This window comes from Pseudomonas sp. Choline-02u-1 (genome assembly GCF_002836515.1).
Taxonomy (GTDB): Bacteria; Pseudomonadota; Gammaproteobacteria; order Pseudomonadales; family Pseudomonadaceae; genus Aquipseudomonas.
Window position 1 is genome coordinate 1 of record NZ_PJBC01000064.1, and the last position, 21158, is coordinate 21158.

At 61.8% G+C, this 21158-nt stretch carries 20 protein-coding genes and 1 pseudogene; 8 read left to right on the forward strand and 13 right to left on the reverse strand.

The window, feature by feature from the left end; genetic code table 11:
• Positions 1-153: 153 nt before the first annotated feature.
• The gene (locus CXF97_RS20605; protein ID WP_101160797.1) at positions 154-1032 is read right to left on the reverse strand and encodes a DMT family transporter; all 879 of its coding nucleotides are present in this window, start codon (positions 1030-1032) and stop codon (positions 154-156) included.
• Between the two features lie 390 nt (positions 1033-1422).
• Here CXF97_RS20605 and CXF97_RS20610 point away from each other — a divergent pair, with 390 nt between their 5' ends.
• Both CXF97_RS20610 and CXF97_RS20615 read left to right on the forward strand, forming a co-directional pair.
• The gene (locus CXF97_RS20610) at positions 1423-2307 is read left to right on the forward strand and encodes a neutral zinc metallopeptidase (protein WP_073475567.1); all 885 of its coding nucleotides are present in this window, start codon (positions 1423-1425) and stop codon (positions 2305-2307) included.
• On the forward strand, positions 2308-3261 hold the full coding sequence (locus tag CXF97_RS20615) for an alpha/beta fold hydrolase (RefSeq protein ID WP_101160531.1): 954 nt from the start codon (positions 2308-2310) through the stop codon (positions 3259-3261).
• 141 nt (positions 3262-3402) lie between these two features.
• Here CXF97_RS20615 and CXF97_RS20620 read toward each other — a convergent pair.
• From CXF97_RS20620 to CXF97_RS20630, 3 genes and pseudogenes are all read right to left on the reverse strand, one after another.
• Positions 3403-3995: pseudogene (locus CXF97_RS20620) on the reverse strand (HAD family hydrolase).
• Positions 3992-4861, reverse strand: coding sequence for an acyl-CoA thioesterase II (gene tesB / locus CXF97_RS20625; RefSeq protein WP_101160533.1), 870 nt, complete (start codon positions 4859-4861; stop codon positions 3992-3994). Before tesB ends, CXF97_RS20620 begins: the two are co-directional and overlap by 4 nt.
• A gap of 111 nt (positions 4862-4972) precedes the next feature.
• Positions 4973-5542, reverse strand: coding sequence for a GNAT family N-acetyltransferase (locus tag CXF97_RS20630; protein ID WP_024014420.1), 570 nt, complete (start codon positions 5540-5542; stop codon positions 4973-4975).
• A gap of 82 nt (positions 5543-5624) precedes the next feature.
• Here CXF97_RS20630 and CXF97_RS20635 point away from each other — a divergent pair, with 82 nt between their 5' ends.
• Positions 5625-6545 (forward strand): histone deacetylase, encoded by a 921-nt coding sequence (locus tag CXF97_RS20635; RefSeq protein WP_101160536.1) that lies wholly within the window; start codon positions 5625-5627, stop codon positions 6543-6545.
• 173 nt (positions 6546-6718) lie between these two features.
• Complete coding sequence (locus CXF97_RS20640; RefSeq protein ID WP_101160538.1) at positions 6719-7963, forward strand: TIGR03862 family flavoprotein; 1245 nt, start codon at positions 6719-6721, stop codon at positions 7961-7963.
• 149 nt (positions 7964-8112) lie between these two features.
• On the opposite strand, the gene CXF97_RS20645 is transcribed toward CXF97_RS20640, so the two are convergent.
• The 5 genes from CXF97_RS20645 to CXF97_RS20665 all read right to left on the reverse strand — a co-directional run bounded on the left by CXF97_RS20645 (position 8113) and on the right by CXF97_RS20665 (position 12710).
• Positions 8113-9453 (reverse strand): DEAD/DEAH box helicase, encoded by a 1341-nt coding sequence (locus tag CXF97_RS20645; RefSeq protein ID WP_039761769.1) that lies wholly within the window; start codon positions 9451-9453, stop codon positions 8113-8115.
• A 52-nt stretch (positions 9454-9505) separates the two neighbouring features.
• Positions 9506-10441: a drug/metabolite exporter YedA gene (yedA, locus tag CXF97_RS20650; RefSeq protein ID WP_101160539.1), complete on the reverse strand. Its 936-nt coding sequence runs from the start codon at positions 10439-10441 to the stop codon at positions 9506-9508.
• 247 nt (positions 10442-10688) lie between these two features.
• The gene (locus CXF97_RS20655; RefSeq protein WP_101160541.1) at positions 10689-11294 is read right to left on the reverse strand and encodes a PolC-type DNA polymerase III; all 606 of its coding nucleotides are present in this window, start codon (positions 11292-11294) and stop codon (positions 10689-10691) included.
• Between the two features lie 35 nt (positions 11295-11329).
• The gene (locus CXF97_RS20660; RefSeq protein ID WP_056790604.1) at positions 11330-11809 is read right to left on the reverse strand and encodes an NYN domain-containing protein; all 480 of its coding nucleotides are present in this window, start codon (positions 11807-11809) and stop codon (positions 11330-11332) included.
• 139 nt (positions 11810-11948) lie between these two features.
• A complete protein-coding gene (locus tag CXF97_RS20665; RefSeq protein WP_101160543.1) occupies positions 11949-12710 on the reverse strand; it encodes a DUF2076 domain-containing protein in 762 nt (253 codons plus the stop codon).
• A 177-nt stretch (positions 12711-12887) separates the two neighbouring features.
• Between CXF97_RS20665 and CXF97_RS20670 the strand changes: the two genes are divergently transcribed.
• Both CXF97_RS20670 and CXF97_RS20675 read left to right on the forward strand, forming a co-directional pair.
• Complete coding sequence (locus CXF97_RS20670) at positions 12888-13562, forward strand: YciC family protein (RefSeq protein WP_016773061.1); 675 nt, start codon at positions 12888-12890, stop codon at positions 13560-13562.
• Between the two features lie 75 nt (positions 13563-13637).
• Positions 13638-14717 (forward strand): endonuclease/exonuclease/phosphatase family protein, encoded by a 1080-nt coding sequence (locus tag CXF97_RS20675; protein ID WP_101160544.1) that lies wholly within the window; start codon positions 13638-13640, stop codon positions 14715-14717.
• 11 nt (positions 14718-14728) lie between these two features.
• Here the strand turns inward: CXF97_RS20675 and CXF97_RS20680 are convergent, their stop codons facing one another.
• The 3 genes from CXF97_RS20680 to hrpB form a co-directional block, all read right to left on the reverse strand.
• Positions 14729-15154, reverse strand: a complete 426-nt coding sequence (locus CXF97_RS20680; RefSeq protein ID WP_101160546.1) for a hypothetical protein — start codon at positions 15152-15154, stop codon at positions 14729-14731.
• A 13-nt stretch (positions 15155-15167) separates the two neighbouring features.
• Complete coding sequence (locus CXF97_RS20685) at positions 15168-15740, reverse strand: hypothetical protein (RefSeq protein WP_101160548.1); 573 nt, start codon at positions 15738-15740, stop codon at positions 15168-15170.
• 130 nt (positions 15741-15870) lie between these two features.
• Positions 15871-18390 (reverse strand): ATP-dependent helicase HrpB, encoded by a 2520-nt coding sequence (gene hrpB / locus CXF97_RS20690; protein ID WP_101160550.1) that lies wholly within the window; start codon positions 18388-18390, stop codon positions 15871-15873.
• Between the two features lie 101 nt (positions 18391-18491).
• On the opposite strand from hrpB, the gene CXF97_RS20695 reads away from it, so the two are divergent.
• Both CXF97_RS20695 and CXF97_RS20700 read left to right on the forward strand, forming a co-directional pair.
• On the forward strand, positions 18492-18911 hold the full coding sequence (locus CXF97_RS20695; protein WP_101160552.1) for a polyribonucleotide nucleotidyltransferase: 420 nt from the start codon (positions 18492-18494) through the stop codon (positions 18909-18911).
• 13 nt (positions 18912-18924) lie between these two features.
• The gene (locus tag CXF97_RS20700) at positions 18925-19821 is read left to right on the forward strand and encodes a cation diffusion facilitator family transporter (protein WP_101160553.1); all 897 of its coding nucleotides are present in this window, start codon (positions 18925-18927) and stop codon (positions 19819-19821) included.
• Here the strand turns inward: CXF97_RS20700 and CXF97_RS20705 are convergent.
• Positions 19815-20753 (reverse strand): DUF6515 family protein, encoded by a 939-nt coding sequence (locus CXF97_RS20705; protein WP_101160556.1) that lies wholly within the window; start codon positions 20751-20753, stop codon positions 19815-19817. The genes CXF97_RS20700 and CXF97_RS20705 overlap by 7 nt on opposite strands.
• Between the last annotated feature and the right edge of the window lie 405 nt (positions 20754-21158).

Consider the following 21158-nt stretch of genomic DNA (forward strand, 5'->3'; position numbering starts at 1 on the left):
CTGCACCAGAGATCCTGCCGTTAGCGAATAACCTGCCTGCATCGCTTCTGTAGGAGCTGCGGAACGCTGCGATCTTTTGATGTCGCTGTTGAAGATCAAAAGATCGCAGCCTCGTTTCACTCGTCAGCTCCTACAAGGGATTTTTGCTTTTCCTCAGCGCCGGCTCTGCTGCCACGCTGCCGCCAATCCGCTGCAGCAAATCACCGCAATACCAATCACGGTCAAGCCGCTCGGTGTGTGATTGAACAGCAGCCAGCCCAACAACCCCGCGAAGACGATCTGGCAGTAGCCGAACGGCGCCAGCAATGCCGGTGCGGCGTGGCGAAAGGCTTGGGTCAGAAACAGATGTGCCGTCATTCCGCAGCTGCCCAGCGCGAGCATCAGCGCGGCATGAGTCAACGTCGGCACTTGCCAGAAGAACGGCACCAGCGCGCTCATCACCAGGGTATTGCACAGGCCGGCGAAGAAGTTGCTGGTGGTCGGGCTGTCCACTTCGGCGAGCTTGCGCGTCAGCAACTGGTAGAAGCAGAAAAACAGCGCCGAGCAGAACGGCAGCAGGATCGCCGGGGTGAACAGTTCGCCCCCCGGGTGGACGATGATCAGCACGCCGATGAAACCGCAGATCACCGCGATCCATTGCCCGCGCGTCACCCGTTCCTTGAGCAGTGGCACCGACAATGCGGTGACCAATACCGGCGCGAGAAAGTTGACCGCCGTGGCTTCCGCCAGCGGGATGTACAGCAGCGCCGTGGTGAAAAACAGACTGGTGCCGAGCAGGCACAGGGCACGGGCGAGCTGCCATAACGGCTTTTTGGTGCGTAGCACACGCAGGCCGGACTGCGGCAAAAATATCCCCGCCATCAACAGGGTGTGCACCACATAGCGCGCCCACACCACCATCACGATCGGATAAAAACCGGAGAGGTATTTCGACAACGCGTCGTGGCTGGAAAACAGGAACGTCGCCACGACAATCAGCAGGATCCCCTTGAAGGGCTGGTTGACACCGGAGAGCGGGGTGCTGACGGTCATTGGCAATCTCTGAAAAAAAACCGGGCGAACGTTCGCGCTGGCGGCAATCGTTGTGGCAATCATAGTCGGCTGAGCTTTCAGCAAACGCACAGGTTGCAATCCTGTTCGCCGGGAAACTGCCGTTGAGTACAACCGTGACGCAAGATTCCCGCCACTTCGGCGCCAGGCAAGTGTGCAACATCACAGACTGCTGTCGAAACAGCCGGTTCATGAATTCGGCGGAAGAAATTCCTCTCGGGATTGAATTTGCCGCCGGGTCAACCGTCAATACCAAGCCCGCACCACGCGAGCGCGCGTAATTGGACGGACGACCGGACTGGCGCCACACTCACACAGCGGCAACACTCATCAGCACCAGACTCATCACCCGTAATAAAAGAGGATTCCCACATGCTATGGAAAAAAGGCCGACGCAGTGACAACGTCGTCGACGCCCGGGGTGATGATGCCGGCGGTGGCGGCGGCATGCGCTTCGGTGGCGGCAAGGGCCTGAGCCTGACCGCCATCGTGCTGATCGTCGGCATCGGCTGGCTCACCGGCCAGGACCCGATGCAGATCCTCGGTCAATTGACCGGGCAGATGGAGCAACCAGCGGCCACTTCGCAAACCCGTCAGGCGCCGCCGGCCAATGATGAACAGGCCGAATTTGTCCGTTCGATCCTCGGCGACACCGAAGATACCTGGGGTCCGATCTTCCAGCAGGCCGGGCGCCAATACAAAGACCCGACGCTGGTGCTCTTCAGCAACCGGGTGAACTCGGCATGCGGCATGGCCACTTCTGCCACCGGCCCGTTTTATTGCCCGGCCGACCAAAAGGTCTATCTGGACATGGCCTTCTTTCAGGAAATGTCGCAGCGTTTCAAAGCCGCCGGCGACTTCGCTCAGGCTTACGTGATTGCACACGAAGTCGGCCACCATGTGCAGACGCTGCTTGGCGTCTCGGCGAAGATGCAGACGGCGCGCCAGCAAGGTCGGCAAATGGAAGGCGACGGCGGCTTGCTGGTCCGCCAGGAATTGCAGGCTGACTGCCTCGCTGGTGTCTGGGCGTACAACGCTCAAAAGCGCCTGAACTGGCTGGAACCGGGCGACATCGAAGAAGCGTTGAACGCCGCCAACGCCATCGGCGATGATCGCTTGCAGCAACAGGGCCAGGGCCGTGTGGTCCCGGACTCGTTTACTCACGGTACGTCAGCGCAAAGGGTGCGCTGGTTCAAAACCGGATTCGCGCAAGGCCAGGTAAGCCAGTGCGACACCTTTGCGGCGAAAACCCTGTAAATGCATAAATGGCTTGTGGCGTTACTGTTCATTGCCGGCACCGCGCAAGCGGCCGGCGTCGATGCGATCAGCCCCGGTCGCTTGCAGCTGAAGGCCGGGGAAATGGCGGTGGGGATCGGCCCGGCGCCGGAGAAGATCGAGCGTGTACTGATCGTCATTCACGGTCGCCTGCGCAACGCCGAGACCTACCGCAAAAGCGCGCAAAGCGCCGCCGAACTTGCCGGGCAGACCGCGCACACGCTGGTGATCGCACCGCAGTTTCTCAATGAAAGTGACGTCACCCTATATTCCTTGCCGCCGACGGTGCTGCGCTGGCAAGGCGACGAATGGATGGGCGGCGGCTTGTCCATCGGGCCCAATCCGCTCAGTTCCTATGCAGCACTGGATGAAATCGTCGCGCGGCTCAGCGATCGCAAACAGTTTCCGGACGTGAAGCAGATCGTGATCTTCGGCCACTCCGGCGGGGGTCAGGTGGTGCAGCGTTACGCCCTGCTGGCCAAAGCTCAGCCGGCGCTCAAGGCCAACGGCATTCGCTTGCGCTATGTGGTGGCCAATCCCTCTTCCTATGCCTACTTCAACGAACAGCGGCCAGTGGCATTCGATCACGCGCAATGCCCGGGCTTCAATCGCTGGAAATACGGGCTGGCGGACATGCCGGTGTATGCCGGCGGGCAAACGCCGTTGCAGGTTGAGAGCGCTTACGTCAAACGCGAGGTGATTTATCTGTTGGGGCAGCAGGATGTCGACCCGGAACACCCAGCGCTGGACAAGAGCTGCGCGGCCGAGGCGCAAGGGGCTTACCGCTTGATGCGCGGGAAGCTGTATTTCGGCTACTTATTGCGTCGGCACCCGGAAGGGGTCAATCAACGGCTGATTGAAGTGCCAGGGGTCGGGCATGACGGGGATGGCATGCTGACTTCGGCGGAGGGCCAGAAGGCGTTGTTTGATCAGTAGGTTTGTATTGAATGTGCCGGCCTTTTCGCGAGCAAGCCCGCTCCCACATGGGTGCTGTGCCTTGCACAAAATATCTGCGCACTGAAGATCCAATGTGGGAGCGGGCTTGCTCGCGAAGGCGCCCGGTCAGGCAATGAAATCTCAACCCTGAAGCATCCGCCGCAACTCAACACAATCCTTTGCATGCCAATCGGTCAATTCCGGCCACGGGTTATCCGGCAGATTCACCAGCACCGTCCGCGCGCCCGCCGCTCGGCCGCAATCGAGATCAAAGCGGTAATCACCCACCATCACCATGTCACTGGCCGGCACCTGCCAGGCCTCGGCCAGTTTCAGCAAACCGCCGGGATGCGGCTTCGGCGGTGCTTCGTCGCGACCCAGTACATCCTCGACCGCAAAGCAGTCGGCCAGGCCGATCGCCTCCAGCGTCACGTGCGCCAGCTCACGCGCATTGCGCGTGAGAATGCCGAGGCGATAACCGCGCGCATGCAGGTCGCGCACCAGCTCCACCGCGCCGGTGGCCGGGATCGAGCCCAATGCCAGATCGCGTTCATGCTCAAGCAACCAGGCATGCTTGGCCGCTGCTTCATCCGCTGGCAATGCAGCGAGATGGGTGAGGATGTCGTCCTCCGGAGGAATCGCCAACGCCACGCGAATCGCCGCGAAATCATGCACGGCGACAGTCAGCGTGCCGTCCATGTCGAAACCCAATGACGAACCTCGGTCAGGCTCATGCCCAGTCCTTGCGATGGCGGATCAGACCTTCCTGAGTCACCGAAGCGACCAGTTGCCCGGCACGGTTGAACACGCTGCCACGGGAAAAACCACGGGAGTTGCCGGCCCATGGGCTGTCCATCGCGTAGAGCAACCAGTCATCGGCGCGCAGATCATTGTGGAACCACAGCGCGTGATCGAGGCTGGCGACCTGCATGTCTTTCTGCCAGACCGACTTGCCGTGGGGCAGCATCGACGTGGTCAGCAGACCGAAGTCCGAGGCATAGGCCAGCAGGTATTTGTGCAGCGCCGGGATGTCCGCCAGGGCGCCATCGGCGCGGAACCACACATATTTCACCGGATCGGCCGGCTGGGGGTTGTACGGGTCTTTTTCGGTGACCGGGCGTACTTCGATCGGTTTCGGGCACAGCAGTTTTTCACGCATGTGCTCGGGAATCAGGTGCGCGCGCTGCTGGGTCAGTTCCAGCTCCGAGGGCAGGTTTTCCGGGCCGACCACCGCTGGCATCTGGCCCTGATGCTCGAAGCCTTTTTCGTCGTACTGGAATGAAGCACTGCAGGTGAAGATCGGGTGGCCCTTCTGGATCGCCGTCACACGGCGGGTGCTGAAGCTGCCGCCATCGCGCACGCGATCAACCGAATAGACCACCGGCAACTTGGCATCGCCCGGGCGCAGGAAATAACCGTGCAGCGAATGCACATGGCGCGCCTCCTCCACTGTCTGACTGGCCGCCGACAGCGACTGGCCGAGCACCTGACCGCCGAATAACTGGCGGAACCCCAGATCCTGGCTGCGGCCACGGAACAGGTTTTCTTCGATCGGCTCCAGGGTCAGCAAATCGACCAGATCTTCCAGCACTTGGCTCATTCAGACTCTCCTCACACAAAGCAATGGCCGCGCAGTCTTGGCTGCGGCGGACGATTCAGGTTCTGGCACGGGCCAAATACGATGGCGGCCATTGTAAACGTCCGTGTCGGCTTATTCATGCAAGGTTTGCAGCCATTGTTCGCGGCTGATGCGATACAGGACATGGCGGCGCAACGGGTGATCGAGCGCTAGCTTGGGGTGATCGAAATCGTCCTGCGGATCGTGGTGCATGCCAATCGCCTGCATGACCTTCTCTGACTGCGCGTTCTGCCCGGCGGTAAACGAGACGATTTCCTCCAGTTTCAACTGGTCGAAACCCGCGCGCAGTGCGGTCCACGCCGCTTCGCTGGCGTAACCCAGGCCCCAGTGTTCCTTAGCCAGACGCCAGCCGATCTCCACCGCCGGGGTAAACGGCGCATCGAAGCCGACCACGCCCAACCCGGTGAAACCGATGAACTCGCCCGTGTCCTTGCGCTCCAGCGCCCACAGGCCAAAGCCGTGCTCGGCAAAATGTCCGCGCACGCGGCCGATCAATGCGGCGCTTTCCAGCCGGGTCAACGGCGCCGGAAAGTAGCGCATCACCTGCGGATCGGCGCACATCGCGGCGAATGCCGGCAAATCCTCGTCCTGCCACTGACGCATCAACAACCGCGCGCTTTGCAACTCCAGTATCGGCTCCATCGTCCCCTCCATTTCCATGCCGTTGAGTCTACATCGCTGGTAGGATCGTTCATTCTTTCCCTGGTTCTGCGCGAAACAAGCCATGCCCTTGCCGTTGATCTATCACGAAGACTACAGCCCCGAGTTTCCCGCGGATCACCGCTTTCCCATGGACAAGTTTCGTCTGCTGCGCGATCACCTGGTCGACAGCGGCCTGACCCGCGACGCCGACCTGCTGCGCCCGCAGATCTGCCCCAACGACATCCTCGCCCTCGCCCATGACCGCAGCTATATCGAACGCTACATGTGCGGCGAGTTGTCTCGCGAAGACCAACGGCGCTTGGGTCTGCCATGGAACGAGGCGCTGGCGCGACGCACTGTACGCGCGGTCGGCGGCTCGATCCTCGCGGCAGAGCAAGCGCTGGAACATGGACTGGCCTGTCATCTGGCCGGTGGCACCCATCACGCTCACTACGATTACCCAGCTGGCTTCTGCATCTTCAATGACCTGGCAATCATCAGCCAATACCTGTTGCAGAGCGGGCGGGTCAATCGCGTGCTGATCTTCGATTGCGACGTGCATCAGGGCGACGGCACTGCGCGGATTCTGCATGACACGCCGGAGGCGATTACCGTTTCCCTGCACTGCGAAAAGAATTTTCCCGCACGCAAAGCCGAAAGTGACTGGGACATTCCGCTGCCCAAAGGCATGGGCGATGCCGACTATCTGCAGGTGGTCGATGACACGCTCAATTACCTGTTGCCGCTGTATCAACCGGATCTGGTGCTCTACGACGCTGGCGTCGATGTGCACAAGGACGATGCCCTCGGTTATCTGCAACTGACCGACGCCGGGGTGGCCGCGCGCGATGAACGGGTGATGCGCCATTGCCTGGGCCGCGACATTCCGGTGGTAGGGGTGATCGGCGGCGGCTACAGCAAGGATCGCCACGCCCTTGCCCGCCGCCACGGCATCCTCCATCACAGCGCGCAACGAGTGTGGGATTTACACGGCTGTCACTGAAACATGCTGCGTTACCCACAATGCCTGTGAATAACCCGTAGGAGCTGCCGAGGCTGCGGTCTTTTGATCTTGCTGTAAAAATCCACAGCAAAGATCGCCGCCTGCGGCAGCTCCTACAGAGAGCTCGGCTGTTAGAATGCGCGCCTTGTCCCGCCATACCGCAGCGCACGCCCATGACCCAGAATTCCGCTCCCGCCAACACCCACGTCGCCATCATTGGCGGCGGCCCCGCCGGCCTGATGGCCGCCGAAGTGCTGAGCCAGGCCGGAGTCCGCGTCGATCTTTATGACGGCATGCCCTCGGTCGGGCGCAAGTTCCTGCTGGCCGGGGTCGGCGGCATGAACATCACCCATTCCGAAGCCTACCCGGCGTTTCTCTCCCGTTACGCTGAACGCGCCCCGCAAATCGCCCCGCTGCTGCGCGCGTTCGATGCCGATGCGTTGTGCCAGTGGATTCACGAACTGGGTATCGAAACCTTCATCGGCAGCTCCGGCCGCGTGTTCCCCACCGACATGAAAGCCGCCCCGCTGCTGCGTGCCTGGCTCAAGCGTCTGCGCGACCGCGGCGTAGTTATCCACACCCGCCATCGTTGGCTCGGCTGGGATCCAAGCGGTGCACTGCGCATCGCCAGTCCGGAAGGCGAAATCAGCGTAAGCCCCGACGCCACCCTGCTCGCCCTCGGCGGCGGCAGTTGGTCGCGCCTGGGGTCGGATGGCGCGTGGATGTTGCCGCTGGAACAGCGCGGGGTGGATCTGGCGCCCTTGCAGCCGAGCAATTGCGGCTTCGAGGTGCAGGCCTGGAGTGACCTGTTGGTGAGCAAGTTCGCCGGCGCGCCGCTGAAAAATATCGCCATCGGTATGAACGACGATATCCCGCGTCTGGGCGAATGCGTGATCACCGCGACCGGGATGGAAGGCAGCCTGATCTATGCGCTGTCGGCGCCGATACGCGAGGAAATCGATCGCTACGGCGCAGCGGTTATCCACATCGATCTGCTGCCCGGCCGGCCTGTGGATAAATTGCTGGCGGCGCTGGGCAAACCACGCGGCTCGCGCTCGATGGCCAAGCATCTGCACAGTCAGGTGGGGATTGATGGGGTTAAAGCAGCGTTGTTGCGCGAGTTGACCGATGCCGAAACGTTCGCCGATCCGGCGCGCTTGGCGCGAGCGATCAAGGCGTTGCCGCTGACCTTGGTAAAAACCCGCCCGCTGGATGAGGCAATCAGCAGTGCTGGTGGCGTAAGGTTCGAAGCGATGGATGAGCGCTTGATGCTCAAGGCGTTGCCGGGGGTGTTTTGCGCGGGGGAGATGCTTGATTGGGAAGCGCCGACGGGCGGGTATTTGCTGACCGGGTGTTTCGCCAGCGGGCGCGCGGCGGGGTTGGGTATTGTGCAGTGGCTCAAGCACACAACCTTGTAGGAGCTGAAGAGTGAAACGAGGCTGCGATCTTTTGATCTTCAAAAATCAACATCAAAAGATCGCAGCGTGCCGCAGCTCCTGCAGGGAAACGCATTCCCCTTGTGGGAGCGAGCCTGCTCCGAAGGCGCCATTACAGACGCCACATCAAATCAAGGCTTGCGCTTGCGCGGCCCGGTATTGAACACCGGCACTTTGCGCACCGGCTTGATCGACGGCTCCGGTGCCGAGGTCTCGCCGCTGTCGACCCACTTGCCCAGATTGCGTTTTCCACCGCCACCGCCCGAGGCTTTCGGCTTCTTCGGTTTTTTCGGCTTCTTGATCACCTGACCACTGGCATCGGTGTCCGGCACGCGGTGCTCGGGCTCGAAATCCGGTTCGTTCTGGCGCTTCAAGGTCTGACGGGTGAGCATTTCGATTGCCGAGAGCATGTTCACTTCATCGGCACATACCAGCGAAATCGCCTCACCGGTGGCACCCGCGCGGCCAGTGCGGCCGATGCGGTGAATGTAATCCTCGGCGACGATCGGCAGATCGAAGTTGACCACCAGCGGCAGGTCTTCGATATCCAGACCACGGGCGGCGACGTCGGTCGCGACGAGAATCTGCACTTCACTGAGTTTGAACCGGTCCAGCGCGCGCTGGCGGGTCGCCTGCGGTTTGTCGCCATGGATGCCGTCAGCATTCACACCGAGGCCCTGAAGTTTTTCCACCAGCGCATCGACGCCATTGCGGGTCTTGGCGAACACCAGCACCTGCTTCCACTTGTTCTTGCGCATCAGGTGCACGAACAGTTCGGCCTTGCGTTTCTTGTCTACAGTGACGATCCACTGCTTGACCGTGTTGGCAGCGACGTTACGCGGGCTGACTTCGACGCTTAAAGGATCGTTGAGCATCTGCCCGGCCAGCAGGCGAATGTCATCGGAGAATGTCGCCGAGAACAACAGGGTCTGGCGCTTTTTCGGCAGCATGCGGTAAATGTTCGCCAGTTCTTCGGAGAAGCCCAGGTCGAGCATACGATCGGCTTCATCCAGCACCAGCGTTTGCAGCTGATTGAGTTTCAGCGCGTTCTGGCGGAACAGGTCGATCAAGCGACCGGGCGTGGCGACCAGCACATCGACGCCGCCGCGCAGCTTCATCATCTGCGGATTGATGCTGACACCGCCGTACACCGCATAAGTGCGCAGCGGCAGATTTTCCGCGTATTGGCGCACGGCTTCGTGAACCTGCTCGGCCAGCTCGCGGGTCGGCACCAGAATCAGCGCACGCGCCGAGTTGGCGGTGACTTTCGGCCCTTCCATGGCCAGCAACTGCAGCAGCGGCAAGGCGAAACCGGCGGTTTTGCCGGTGCCGGTCTGGGCCGCTGCCATCAGGTCGCGACCGGCCAGCACCGCCGGAATGGCTTGCGCCTGCACCGGCGTCGGGGTCTGGTAGCCGAGCGTCTCGAGGGAGCGCAGCAAGGGTTCGATCAGGCCAAGGGAGGCGAAAGTCATGGGAGTACCGTAGGAAAAAATGACGCGGGGATGCAATGCCGCGCAGTTTACCCTAATTCGTACGCGCTTCCGTCGGAACGGCTTTCGCTTCCGCCTGTGTCTGCTGCGCGGGACGGCGCCACTGCGGCAGGCTGATCAGCAGCACCGCGCTGATGATCACCAGCATCGCCAGCGCTTCTTCGATGCCGATGGTCTCGCCAACAAACACCACGCCAAGCAATACCGCCACCGCCGGGTTGACGTAGGCATAACTGGTCGCTGCCGCCGGGCGCACGTGTTTGAGCAGATACATGTAGGAATTGAAGGCGATGATCGAGCCAAAGAAAATCAGATAGGCCAGCGCCAGCCAGCCTTCGATCGGCGGCAGCGCTTGCAGGTGCTCGCCGCTCAGCGCACTGCCGATCAGCAAGACCACGCCGCCAACGAGCATTTCCAGGGCGCTGGCCATCGCCCCCGCCGGCAACGGCAGGTATTTGCTCCACACCGAGCCGAACGCCCAGCTCGCCGCCGCGAAAATCAGCAACGCTGCGCCGAGCGGGCTCGATTGCAGGTTGGAGCCCATGTTGAGCATGGCGATGCCGAAAATGCCCAGCGCGACCCCGGCCCATTCCAGCCGCGTATTGCGTGCGCCCCAGAAGTAACCGAACAACAAGGTGAACAGTGGCACTGTCGCCACCGCCAGGGCCGCAACGCCGGAGGCCACGCCAGTGTGCTCGGCGACGCTGACCGCGCCATTACCGAAACTGAGCAGCAGAATGCCGACCAGCCCAGCCGCTTTCCACTGCGCCCAGGTCGGCGCCGGAGCCCCACGCCAGCGCAGCCAGGCGTACATCAAGCTGCCCGCAATGACGAAGCGCACCCCGGCCAGCAACAGCGGCGGCCAATATTCGACGCCGATGCGAATCACCAGATAGGTCGACCCCCAAATAACGTACAACGCAAAAAACGCGGCGATCAACGGCAGGGAAAAACGGCGCAAAGCAGACATGGGCGGCTCGACAGTCAGATTTCTGTGGAGGTTTATTCTAGAAAGGCTGTCACGCAAAAATAAGTTACAAAACCGGTTTATCACGCCGGTACACTTTTGCATCAAAGACATCCATCTTGGATCGTTCCCACGCTCCGCGTGGGAATGCCTCAACGGACGCTCTGCGTTCGGCTTTGAAAGGGACGCGGAGCGTCCCGGGCTTCATTCCCACGCAGAGCGTGGGAACGATCAGTCGGAGTGCCTGGAATCAGCGGTAACGCTGCAGGTGTTCACCCATTTTAGCCGCAGGGACTTTCTGCAATTTGCACAGCAGGTCGTGATTCAGTTCGCGCACGCCATGCTTGCCCCGCAACTCTTGCGCCAGATGCGCCATCAGATTGGCCGCCATCTCCGCATCGGCCATGGCCCGGTGAGCCTGGCCGGTATGCGGCAACTGCGCGAAAGTGGTAAGCGTGCCGAGCTTGTGATTTGGCGCAGCGGGCATCAGCCGCCGCGCCAGCAGCAGCGAACAGGCGAAATTCTGCAGGCGCGTGCGCTTGATCCGGCCCAGTTCGAAATCCCAGAACTTCTGGTCGAACGAGGCGTTGTGCGCCAGCAGCGGCGTGCAGCCGACGAATTCGTTGACCTCCTCCATCACCCGCTCGGCTGGCGGCGCGGTGCGCAGCATGGCGTTGCTGATGCCGGTCAGTTGTTCGATGAACGCGGGGACGCGCACGCCGGCGTTCATCAGGCTCTGGTAACGCTCGACGATGCGGCCGTTCTCCAGCATGACCACGGCAATCTCCGTGGCGCGGCAGCTGCTGTTCGGCGACAGGCCAGTGGTTTCAAAGTCGATGACTGCAATGCGTTCCAAACCGGGAGGTACTCCGTTCAAATCTTCTATTCAGCTCAGCTCTTGAGCAACAGCGCGCCTTCGATCGGCACGTAGCGGCTGGCGGCGCGGATCAGCGAGTTGGCGGTAAGCCCAGGCACGCCATAAGCCACCGCTTGCACGCCGTGTTTGTTGATGATGCGTTCGAGCAGCATGTCGAAATCGCCGTCACCGGAGGCCAGCACCACTTCGTCGACATGGTCGGCGGCGTCCATGATGTCCAGGGTAATGCCTACGTCCCAGTCGCCCTTGGCCGAGCCGTCGCTGCGCTGGATGTAAGGCTTGAGCTTCACGGTGAAACCGAGGTTGCGCAGGATCTGTTGAAACTGCTGCTGCTTGCTGTCGCCTCGGTCGATGGCGTAGGCATAGGCCTCGACGATCTGCCCGTTCTTGCTGATGTCCGCCCACAGTGCGGCGTAGTTGAAGTGGCAACCATAGGCCTGACGCACGGTGTAGTAGAGGTTCTGCACATCGGCGAACACTGCGATTTTTTTCACCGGAGTTCCTGTGGGTGCGCGAGCGCACGAAGCGGGGTCAGGCGATCAGGCCCGAAAAAGGCGCTCAGTATGCCAGCCCGAAGGAGGGTTCCGCGAATAATCGGCCCGGAGCCCCGCAGGGCTCCGGACGAATGGTGAATCAGACGAAGGAGTCGTCGTCATCGAAGAACGACGAATTGTCGCTGCTGTAATCGGCGTCGCTGAAACCGCCCTGGTCATTGCCGGAAAAGCCGTTGTCCGCCACACGTTGATCATCGCCCCAGCCATTGCTGCTCTGGTCGGCGACCTGCGCCGGTTCTTCCTTGATGACCTCGACGATTTCTGCAGGTGCTTGGTTGTGATTGAACAGGCTGCTGATGCCCTGCGCCAGCATCACGCCACCGGCCACGCCGGCGGCGGTTTTCAGCGCGCCGCCGAGGAAGCTGTTGCCGGCCGCCGGAGCCGCCTGCTGCGCGTAGCTGGATGGCGCCGTGCCGAAACTCTGCTGCGGTGCCGGCGCTTGGTAGCTCTGTTGTGGGGCCGGTTCACGCCAGCCGCCAGTGGAGGACGGCGCGGCGTTCTGGCTCGGCGCCGGACGCGAATTGCCGCCGCCAAAAATGCTCGACAAGAAGCCACCGCCAGCGCTTGCTGCCGGTGCGCCATTCTGGGCCTTGGCCGCTTGCAGCTCGGCCTGCAGACGCTGGACTTGCTGGGTCAGCTGCTTGTTCTGCTCGTCGAGGCTTTTCAGCGCGGCCTCTTGCACCAGAATCGCCTGGGTCATGAAATAGCCTGCCGCCGGTTGGCGCGTCAGGTGTTCCTTGATCCGCGCCTCGGCCTGTGCGTCGCGCGGGGCTGCCTCCGTTTCGGCCTGTTGCAGCCGGGAAAACAGTCCATCGATCAGGGTTTGCTCTTCGCTGTTCATGGCGACCTCGTAGATTGCCGGTAATAACGTGCCCGCGCCCACTCCGGGCGCGGTGCTCTCCTGTAATGGAGACAGTGACAAAACGTTTCAATGACCTTTACCGAATGTTTACGTTTGTGTCGGCCCGCGTTGCATCGGTTAAAGTGAGCCACTGTTTTCGACCTGCGATACCGACTGATGAATGCCCTCGAAGTACTGCGCGACTCTTTGTATTTTTTCAAACGCCATTTGGGCAGCATCGTGCAGTTGTGCCTGCCATTGGTGATCGTCGAAGCCTTCCTGCAGCAGGCAGTCGATCACGCCACCGGGCCGGACACCTTTGCCGGGGTGAGCATCATCGTCGGCCTGCTGGTATATCCGCTGTACACCGCCGCGCTGATCCTGTTTCTCGATGCGCGCAGCCGTGGCGAGTCGCCGCGCAACCGCGACCTGCTGGCGATGGCGGCAACCCTGTGGCCGCGCTTCGCTGTGCTGACCGCCCTCAATACCTTGCTGATTCTGCTCGGCCTGTCGCTGTACTTCCTGCCGGGCCTGATGCTGATGGTCATGCTCGCCTTCGCTGAATATCTGCTGGTGCTGCGCGGTCTCGGGCCGTTGCAGGCAATGAAGGAAAGCCTGCGTCTGACCCGTGGGCATTTCTGGCGGATCCTGCTGTGCATTCTCTGTGTGATGACGCCGTTGTGGCTGCTCAAAGGCGCGACGCTGGCGGTGTACCCAGAGCCACAGAATCCATTGATCGCCGGGCTGATCGACAGCGCCCACAGCTTCCTGCAACTGTTCACCAGCGTGGTGCTGTTCCGCCTGTTCATGCTGATCAGCGAATTGCCTGACAAACGTAACGGAGCGGTCTGACCGCGCCATGCTTGGGCTTCGTTGCTGCCGTCAGGTATGCTCGGGGCCACTTTCTGTAACGCTATAAGCCGAGCCATGACCCGTCTGCTGCGCTACACCCTGCTCCTCGTCATCCTCGCCGTCGTCCTGTTCGGCGTGCTGCTGTTCAGCCTGACCTGGCGCCCCGACGCTCGCGAAACCCTGCCGGTCAGTTGCGGCACCACCGCGCCGACGCTGGTGCCCGGGCAAGCGCTGAAAGTCATGACCTGGAACGTGCAGTTCCTCGCCGGCAAGCGTTACGTGTTCTGGAATGATCTGGCTCAGGGCGACGACGAAGCGCCGACCCCGGAAGACATGGCGTTCAGCCTCGACGAAGTGGCGCGGGTCATCCGTGACGAACAACCCGATGTGGTGCTGTTGCAGGAGCTCGACGACGGCGCCAAGGCCAGCGATTACCAGAACCAGCTCAAGTTGTTGCAGGAGCGCGTCGCCGACCTGTACCCGTGCAGCACCAGCGCGTTCGACTGGAAGGCCGATTTCGTCCCTGAACCCCACATCTACGGCAGCGTCGGCCGCCAACTCGCCACGTTGAGCCGCTATCGCATCGAACACGCCGAACGTCTGCAGCTGCCCGTCGCCCCGAGCAACTTCATCAGCCGCCAGTTCCAGCCCAAAGACGCCTTGCTCGCAGTCAAACTGCCGCTCAGCGATGGCGGACAACTGACCGTGTTCAACACTCACCTGCAACGCGACAGCCAGGCGGACGGTAACGTGCAGGCGCAAGTCGCTGCGGTGGCTAAAGTGCTCGACAAGTATGAAAGCCAAGGCCTGCCCTGGCTGATCGGTGGCGATTTCAATCTGTTGCCGCTCGGCCAGTACCGTCGCCTGCCCGTCGAGCGACGCACGCCCTACTCCGCCGACAGCGAACTGCATCTGCTGTGGGACAAATACCCGATGATCCCGACCAATAACGAAGCCGGCGGCATCGACCGGGCCAAATGGCTGACCCATTACCCCAACGACCCCGGCCTCAACGGCCCGGATCGCACCGTCGATTATCTGTTCCACAGCCCGAAGCTCAAGCGCGTGCAAGCGCAGGTGCGGCAGGACGATACGTTGCGCATCTCCGATCACTTGCCGGTGATCGCGCGGTTCCTGCTACCCGCTGCGCCGTAAGCGTTTTGCCCTTATAAACCGGGCGGAACGTAACCCGGAACATAGCGAACGTTAGCGCACTTGCCGTGCAGTATCCGCCCGTCTTCGATCAGGAACTGGGCGATCTTCTTCTGCTGATTGATCTTCGCCTGCAACTTGCAGGTAGAACTGTGGCCGACCTGTTGGTAGTGCTCGGTGTAGACCATGCCATTGCCGGTATGGGTCATCGAAGTGCCGGCCGCTTCGGTGGAACTCCAGCTCGCGGACTTGTGCCAGGTCAGCACGGCCAAGGGTTCGCCGTTCGGGCCGGTTTCCTTTCCCATCGAATCGGGTGTGCCGAACAGGTCCAGTGCTTCCTGGAGATCGCGGCCTTCCCAGCGGCTCTGCGCAATGGTCGAACAGCCGCTCAAGAGTAGACCAGCCAACAGGGTTGCCAGCCACAAACGTGTGTAAGTCATTGGAGTCCCCGGCTTATTTCTTGAGTTCGAGCAGGCTGTCGATGTTGTCCATCATCTGGCTCTTTTGCTGAATCGGCGCGAGCTTGAAGAACATCTGCTGCAGCATCTCGATCATTTGCAGGTATTCCATCTTGCCCACGGCGGCCATGTCGTTTTTGGCACGACTGCCCGGTGCGCAGGCAAACTTCAGCGCTTGCTGGACCCAGAACTCTTTCGGGGTCTGCCACTGATTGGCAACTTTCAGATGACGCATGGTGTAAGCGAGACGCTCGATGGACTGGCCATTGATAAAACGTACCTTGCCCGTAGCGCATTGGGCTTCGAGGTTATAAACGTCGATCATCGGTTTGCCGGGCTCTTCATACACCAGGGTCACCGCGACCATGGTCGCGCCTTTGGTTTTCTGCGAAGGCACTACTGAGGTGGCATCGGCGACGTACATGATGTTTTTCTGGGGCACGCCGTTGCCGTAGATCATCCACCAGTCGCCAATCGGGTTGGCTTCTTCGGCCATGGCTGAACTGGAGGCGGCCAATAGCGCAGCCGACAAGAAGATCAACTTCTTGAACTTGAAGAAAGAGGTCATGGGCAGTTCCGTTCCTTGGGCACAAGTTGTCAGGCAACAAGGCTTGTTATTGTTCAGGCGGCGATTCTGCGAGCCTGAACAACCAAGGGCAATTAGCACGGATGGGCTAATGGCGCGCTGCCATTGCCGGTCAGGTGCCCCGAGGTTTCGCCCGCGCCGTGGCTTCGGCAACCAAGGGATCGTCCGGCCAATAATGCTTGGGATATCGCCCCTTGAGATCCTTCTTCACCTCGGCATAGGTGCTGCGCCAGAAGTTGGCCAGATCCTGCGTGACCTGCACCGGCCGCCGCGCCGGCGACAGCAGATGCAGCTTGACCACTTGCCGGCCACCGGCGATCCGTGGTGTATCGGCCAGACCAAACAGCTCCTGCAAACGCACCGCGAGAATCGGTGGATGTTCGCTGTAATCCAGACGAATCGATGAGCCTGACGGCACGCTCAAATGATGCGGTGCCAGTTCGTCGAGCTTCTGCGGCAGTGGCCACGGCAGCAGATTGCGCACGATGCTCGACAGATCGAGGTTGGCGAAATGGCTGAGCCGCGAGACCTTGCCCAGATAGGGCATCAGCCAGTCTTCCAGCGTATTGAGCAATGCCGCATCGCTGACATCCGGCCATTGGCTGTCGTCCTGAGTGTTCAGATCGAGCTGGCGCAACAGCGCCACCCGCGCCTGCCACTGGCGCAGTTCCGGCGTCCACGGCAACAATTCCAGGCCCTTGCGTCGCACCAGATTGACCAGCGCCTGACTGCGTGCATTTTTATCCAGACCGGTCAATGGTTCACGGCTGAGAATCAGCTCGCCGACCTTGCGCTGGCGCTCGGCGCGCAATACGCCTTCACGCTCGTCCCAGTCGAGTTGATCGACGCTGCGCACTTGCTCGGCGAGCACCGAATCGAACAGCGCCGGATCGAAATCCGCCGCCAGGTAAATGCGTTCTTCGCGCTGGCCCTGACGGCTGCCGAGGTCGGCGATGACGATCCACTCGTGCTTCATCAGGCTGTCGGCCTCAGCGAACAGCGCGGCGCGACCGTTGGCCAAACGGTATTCAGCGCCGCCGTCACGCCGTTGCTGGGCGACGCGATCCGGGTAGGCCAGCGCCAATAGTGCACCGAGCCAGCGCGGATGCTCGGCATCTTTGACCGGTTCGCTCGGCTTGCCGCGCAGATAACCGCGATATTGCCGGGCCAATTGCCGGGCACGTTGCACCCCGCCCTGTGCACCACGACCGGCGCGCTCTTCACCGGAAAGCAGGACCAATCGGCTGTGCAGATCCGCGCCAGCGCCACGCAGGATATCGCGCTCGCCGAGCAGCGCCGCCACATCGCAGGCCATCGCCGCCAGCCCCAGCGCCTGACCGCGCAACAGCAAGTGCGCAATGCGTGGATGTGCCGGCAGCTCAGCCATGGCCTGGCCGTGGGCCGTCAGCGTATCGCCCTGCAGGGCGCCGAGACGTTGCAGCAAATCCTGCGCCTGGGCATACGCGGCGGCAGGCGGCACGTCGAGCCAGACCAGTTCGCCCGGGGTGACGCCCCAGCGCCCCAATTGCAAAGCTAGACTGGCCAGATCCGCCGAGAGAATTTCCGCGCAGCCATAAGCCGCCAGTTGTTCGTGCTGATCCTGCGACCACAGGCGATAACACACGCCCGGCTCCAATCGCCCGGCGCGGCCGGCACGCTGGGTGGCGCTGGCCTTGGAGATCCGTTGCGTGTCGAGGCGGGTCATGCCGCTGCCCGGGTCGAAACGCGGCACCCGCGCCAGTCCGGCATCGATGACCACGCGCACTCCGTTGATAGTCAGGCTGGTCTCGGCGATGTTGGTCGCCAACACCACTTTGCGCTGACCGGGCGGCGCCGGATCGATCGCTGCACGTTGCGCGTTGAGGTCGAGCTCACCGTGCAGCGGGCACAGCAAAACGTCTTTGCGCCCACCGATGACGTCGGCCAATTGCTGATGCACGCGACGGATTTCCGCTTGTCCCGGAAGGAACACCAACAGGCTGCCGGTTTCATCGTGCAGCGCTTCGAGCACGGTTTGCGTAACGCGCTGATCGATGTATTCGCCCGGCTGAAATGGCCGCCCCCAGCGCATCGTCACCGGGTACATGCGTCCTTCGCTGCGCAGGATCGGCGCGTCATCGAGCAAACTGGCGAGGCGCTCGCCTTCGAGGGTGGCCGACATCAGCAGAATCTTCAGCGGCTGTTCAGTACGAAACAGCTCGCGACCGTTCAGACTGAGCGCCAGCGCCAGATCGGCGTCGAGACTGCGTTCATGGAATTCGTCAAAGATCAGCAGGCCCACGCCGTCCAGCGCCGGGTCGTCCTGCAAGCGCCGGGTGAGGATGCCTTCGGTGACCACTTCGATACGGGTCTTCGGGCCGACCTTGCTGTCGAGGCGGATGCGATAGCCGACGGTTTCACCGACCTGCTCGCCGAGCTCGCTGGCCAAACGTTCCGCCGCCGCCCGCGCAGCCAGACGCCGTGGTTCGAGCATGACGATGGTCTGCCCGGCCAGCCAGGCTTCGTTGAGCAAGGCCAAGGGCACGCGGGTGGTCTTACCGGCGCCGGGCGGTGCTTCGAGCACGGCTTCGTGGCGTGACGCGAGGGCTTCACGCAGGGCGGGTAAAACATCGTCGATCGGCAAAGAAATCATGCTGGCTCCCAAACAGATCGGCGAGTATAACGGCGAACTGTTTGGCGTAGTCTGAACTCAAAACAGTAGCCGTTATTGTTCAGCTCTCAGGAGACATTTCCATGCGCTTACCCTCTCGCCTGATCGGCAGTGTTCTAGTCGCCACTCTGCTCACGCAACTCTCGGCGTGCGGTTCGATTTTCTACCCGGACCGGCGCGGCCAGATCGACGGCAAGATCGACCCGGCGATCGCCGTGCTCGATGCCGTCGGCCTGCTGTTCTACATCATCCCCGGGCTGATCGCGTTTGCCGTCGACTTCGCCACCGGGGCGATCTATTTCGAACCGGGCCACACCGCGCAGATCGATCCGGCCAAGCTCAAGCAAGCCATCGGCCCGGATGGTCAGGTCGACAATCACAAGTTGCAGGCGATTCTTGAGAGCGAACTGGGTAAAGACTTTCCTCTCGACGACCCACGCCTGATCCAGCACAAGGGCAGCACTCAGCAACTGGCGATGTTCGGCCTGCAACCGGCCGCTTGAATAAGGACGTTCAATGACCTCCAGCCCCGAACACGCCCGCCTGCTGCGGCTGGCGACCCGCGCCTCGGTGGCGGTCGCCTGCACGCTGATCGTCGCCAAGGCAATTGCCTGGTGGTTCAGCGGATCGGTGAGCATGCTCGCCGGCCTCACCGACTCGGCGCTGGATGGCGTCACTTCGATGCTCAATCTGCTGGCGGTGCATTACGCCTTGCGTCCGGCCGATGACGATCACCGTTATGGCCACGGCAAAGCGGAATCGCTGGCGGGCATGGCGCAGGCGTTGTTCATCGGTGGCAGCGCGGTGTTGATCGCGTTTCAGGCCTACCAACGCTTGCAGACACCGGAGCCGCTTGGCGCGCCTTGGTTGAGCATCGGCGTGATCGTATTTTCGCTGTTGCTGACGGCGGCGCTGCTGATGTTGCAGCATCGGGTGATCAAGCAGACCGGCTCCAATGCCGTGCGCGCCGACTCGCTGCATTACCGTTCAGACCTGCTGCTCAACGGCAGCATCCTGATCGCGCTGCTGTTGGCCGGAATGGGTTTTGCGCAACTGGACGCGTGGTTTGGCCTGGGGATCGCCGCGTATATTTTCTGGAGCGCGATCCAGATCGCCCGGGAGAGTTTTTCGGTGCTGATGGACGAGGAACTGCCGACCGATGTCAGCCAGCACATGCTTGAGCTGGCATGCAGCGTGCCCGGCGTGCTGGGTGCGCATGACTTGCGCACGCGAATTTCCGGCAACCACTGGTTTGTGCAATTGCACCTGGAATTGCCGGGCGAACTGACATTGTCAGTCGCCCATGGCATCAGCGACCAAGCGGCGGCGGCGATTCACAAGGCCTATCCGAAGGCCGAGGTGCTGGTGCACGCTGACCCACAGGAAGTGGTGCTCGCCGCACGCGCTCAATAATTGACCTGATAACCGCGACTGCTCAGGCAGTTGCCCTGCGCTTGGCGATAGGCTTGAACCACTTCGGGCGCCGGTTGGTAGGTCGCGGTGCGCGGGTCGAAACCGCTTTGCTGCACCGCATACTGAGAGCACTGGTAACCGTCCTGCTGCACTTGCTGCGGCGACTGGCCGTTGGCCGGGTAGGCTTCGACGTCATAGCCCTGAGCTTGCGGTTGCGACGGTTGCTGCAGCGGCGGCTCGACCACCACGTAATCCTGAGTCGCCTCTTGATAGGCGTAATACGAGCCGGCGGCGAGGAACAGCAGCGAGCCGCCGATCCACACTTCACGGGCGTAATCCGGCAGATATTGAATGCGGATCCCGCGCGGTGGCTGCACGACGATGTAGCGCGGGCCTTGCGGGCGATACCAGTAGCCGCCGGAATAGAAGTAATCCTGACCGCGATACGGCACGCGGTAATCACGATCCGGGAAACGGTCGATCACATGGCCCGGACGATACTGCGGGCCAGGCCCCCAGCCATTGCCATGACCGTTCGGCCGTCCCGGCCAGCGGTTGCCATCGGGACGCGGCGGCGTCTGCCATTGCTGATTGTGGTAACCGTTCTGCGGGCGCTCGTCGCGGTAGTAACCCTGACGCGGCTCCTGAGTCTGGTGCACAGCGTCGGGACGTGGCTGGATCGGCAGGTTGTTGCCCGGCTGGCGAGGTGGCTCTGGCCGATCATCAGGACGGTTGCGGTTCTGCCATTGACCGTCATTGCTGCGCGGCTGTCCGTTGTGCTCGAACTGACGGCTGTTGTCGCCACGAATGATTTCATTGTTCTGCGGCCCATTGCCGGGCCCGCGACTCTGCGGCTCATCCGCCAGCGCTTGCACACTGACACCCACACAGAGCAAACCAACACCGGCCAGACGCCAGATGCGCGAATTCATGCTTTTCCTCACTGCGGGAGCCTGTCGTTGGCAGGGCTTGTTGCTGAGACTCGAAACAGCCCCACCGGGTTCTGCAACAGGTTATCAGTCGCGCGACCTATTTATTGAGGCGTCTGCATGAAATCGCAGGCAAGAAAAAAGGGAGACCCGTCGGCCTCCCTTCTGGAGAACTTCGTCCTGGCTCGACGCTTTTGACGTCGGCTCACCTCACGCCGTCTTCTGGACAGAGTGCAGCTCGGGGGCCGGCACATCCCCGGTGGGGGTGGCGGCCGCGGCGGGCCTGATTGGGCGGGCCGCATGGACTGTGTTACCGAGCAGTGATTCTGGTGATAAGAATAGGCCTGAAGCCGCGACAGAGGATTGCGAAAATTGCTCAATTAAACACTGCTTGCGCAATTTTTAACC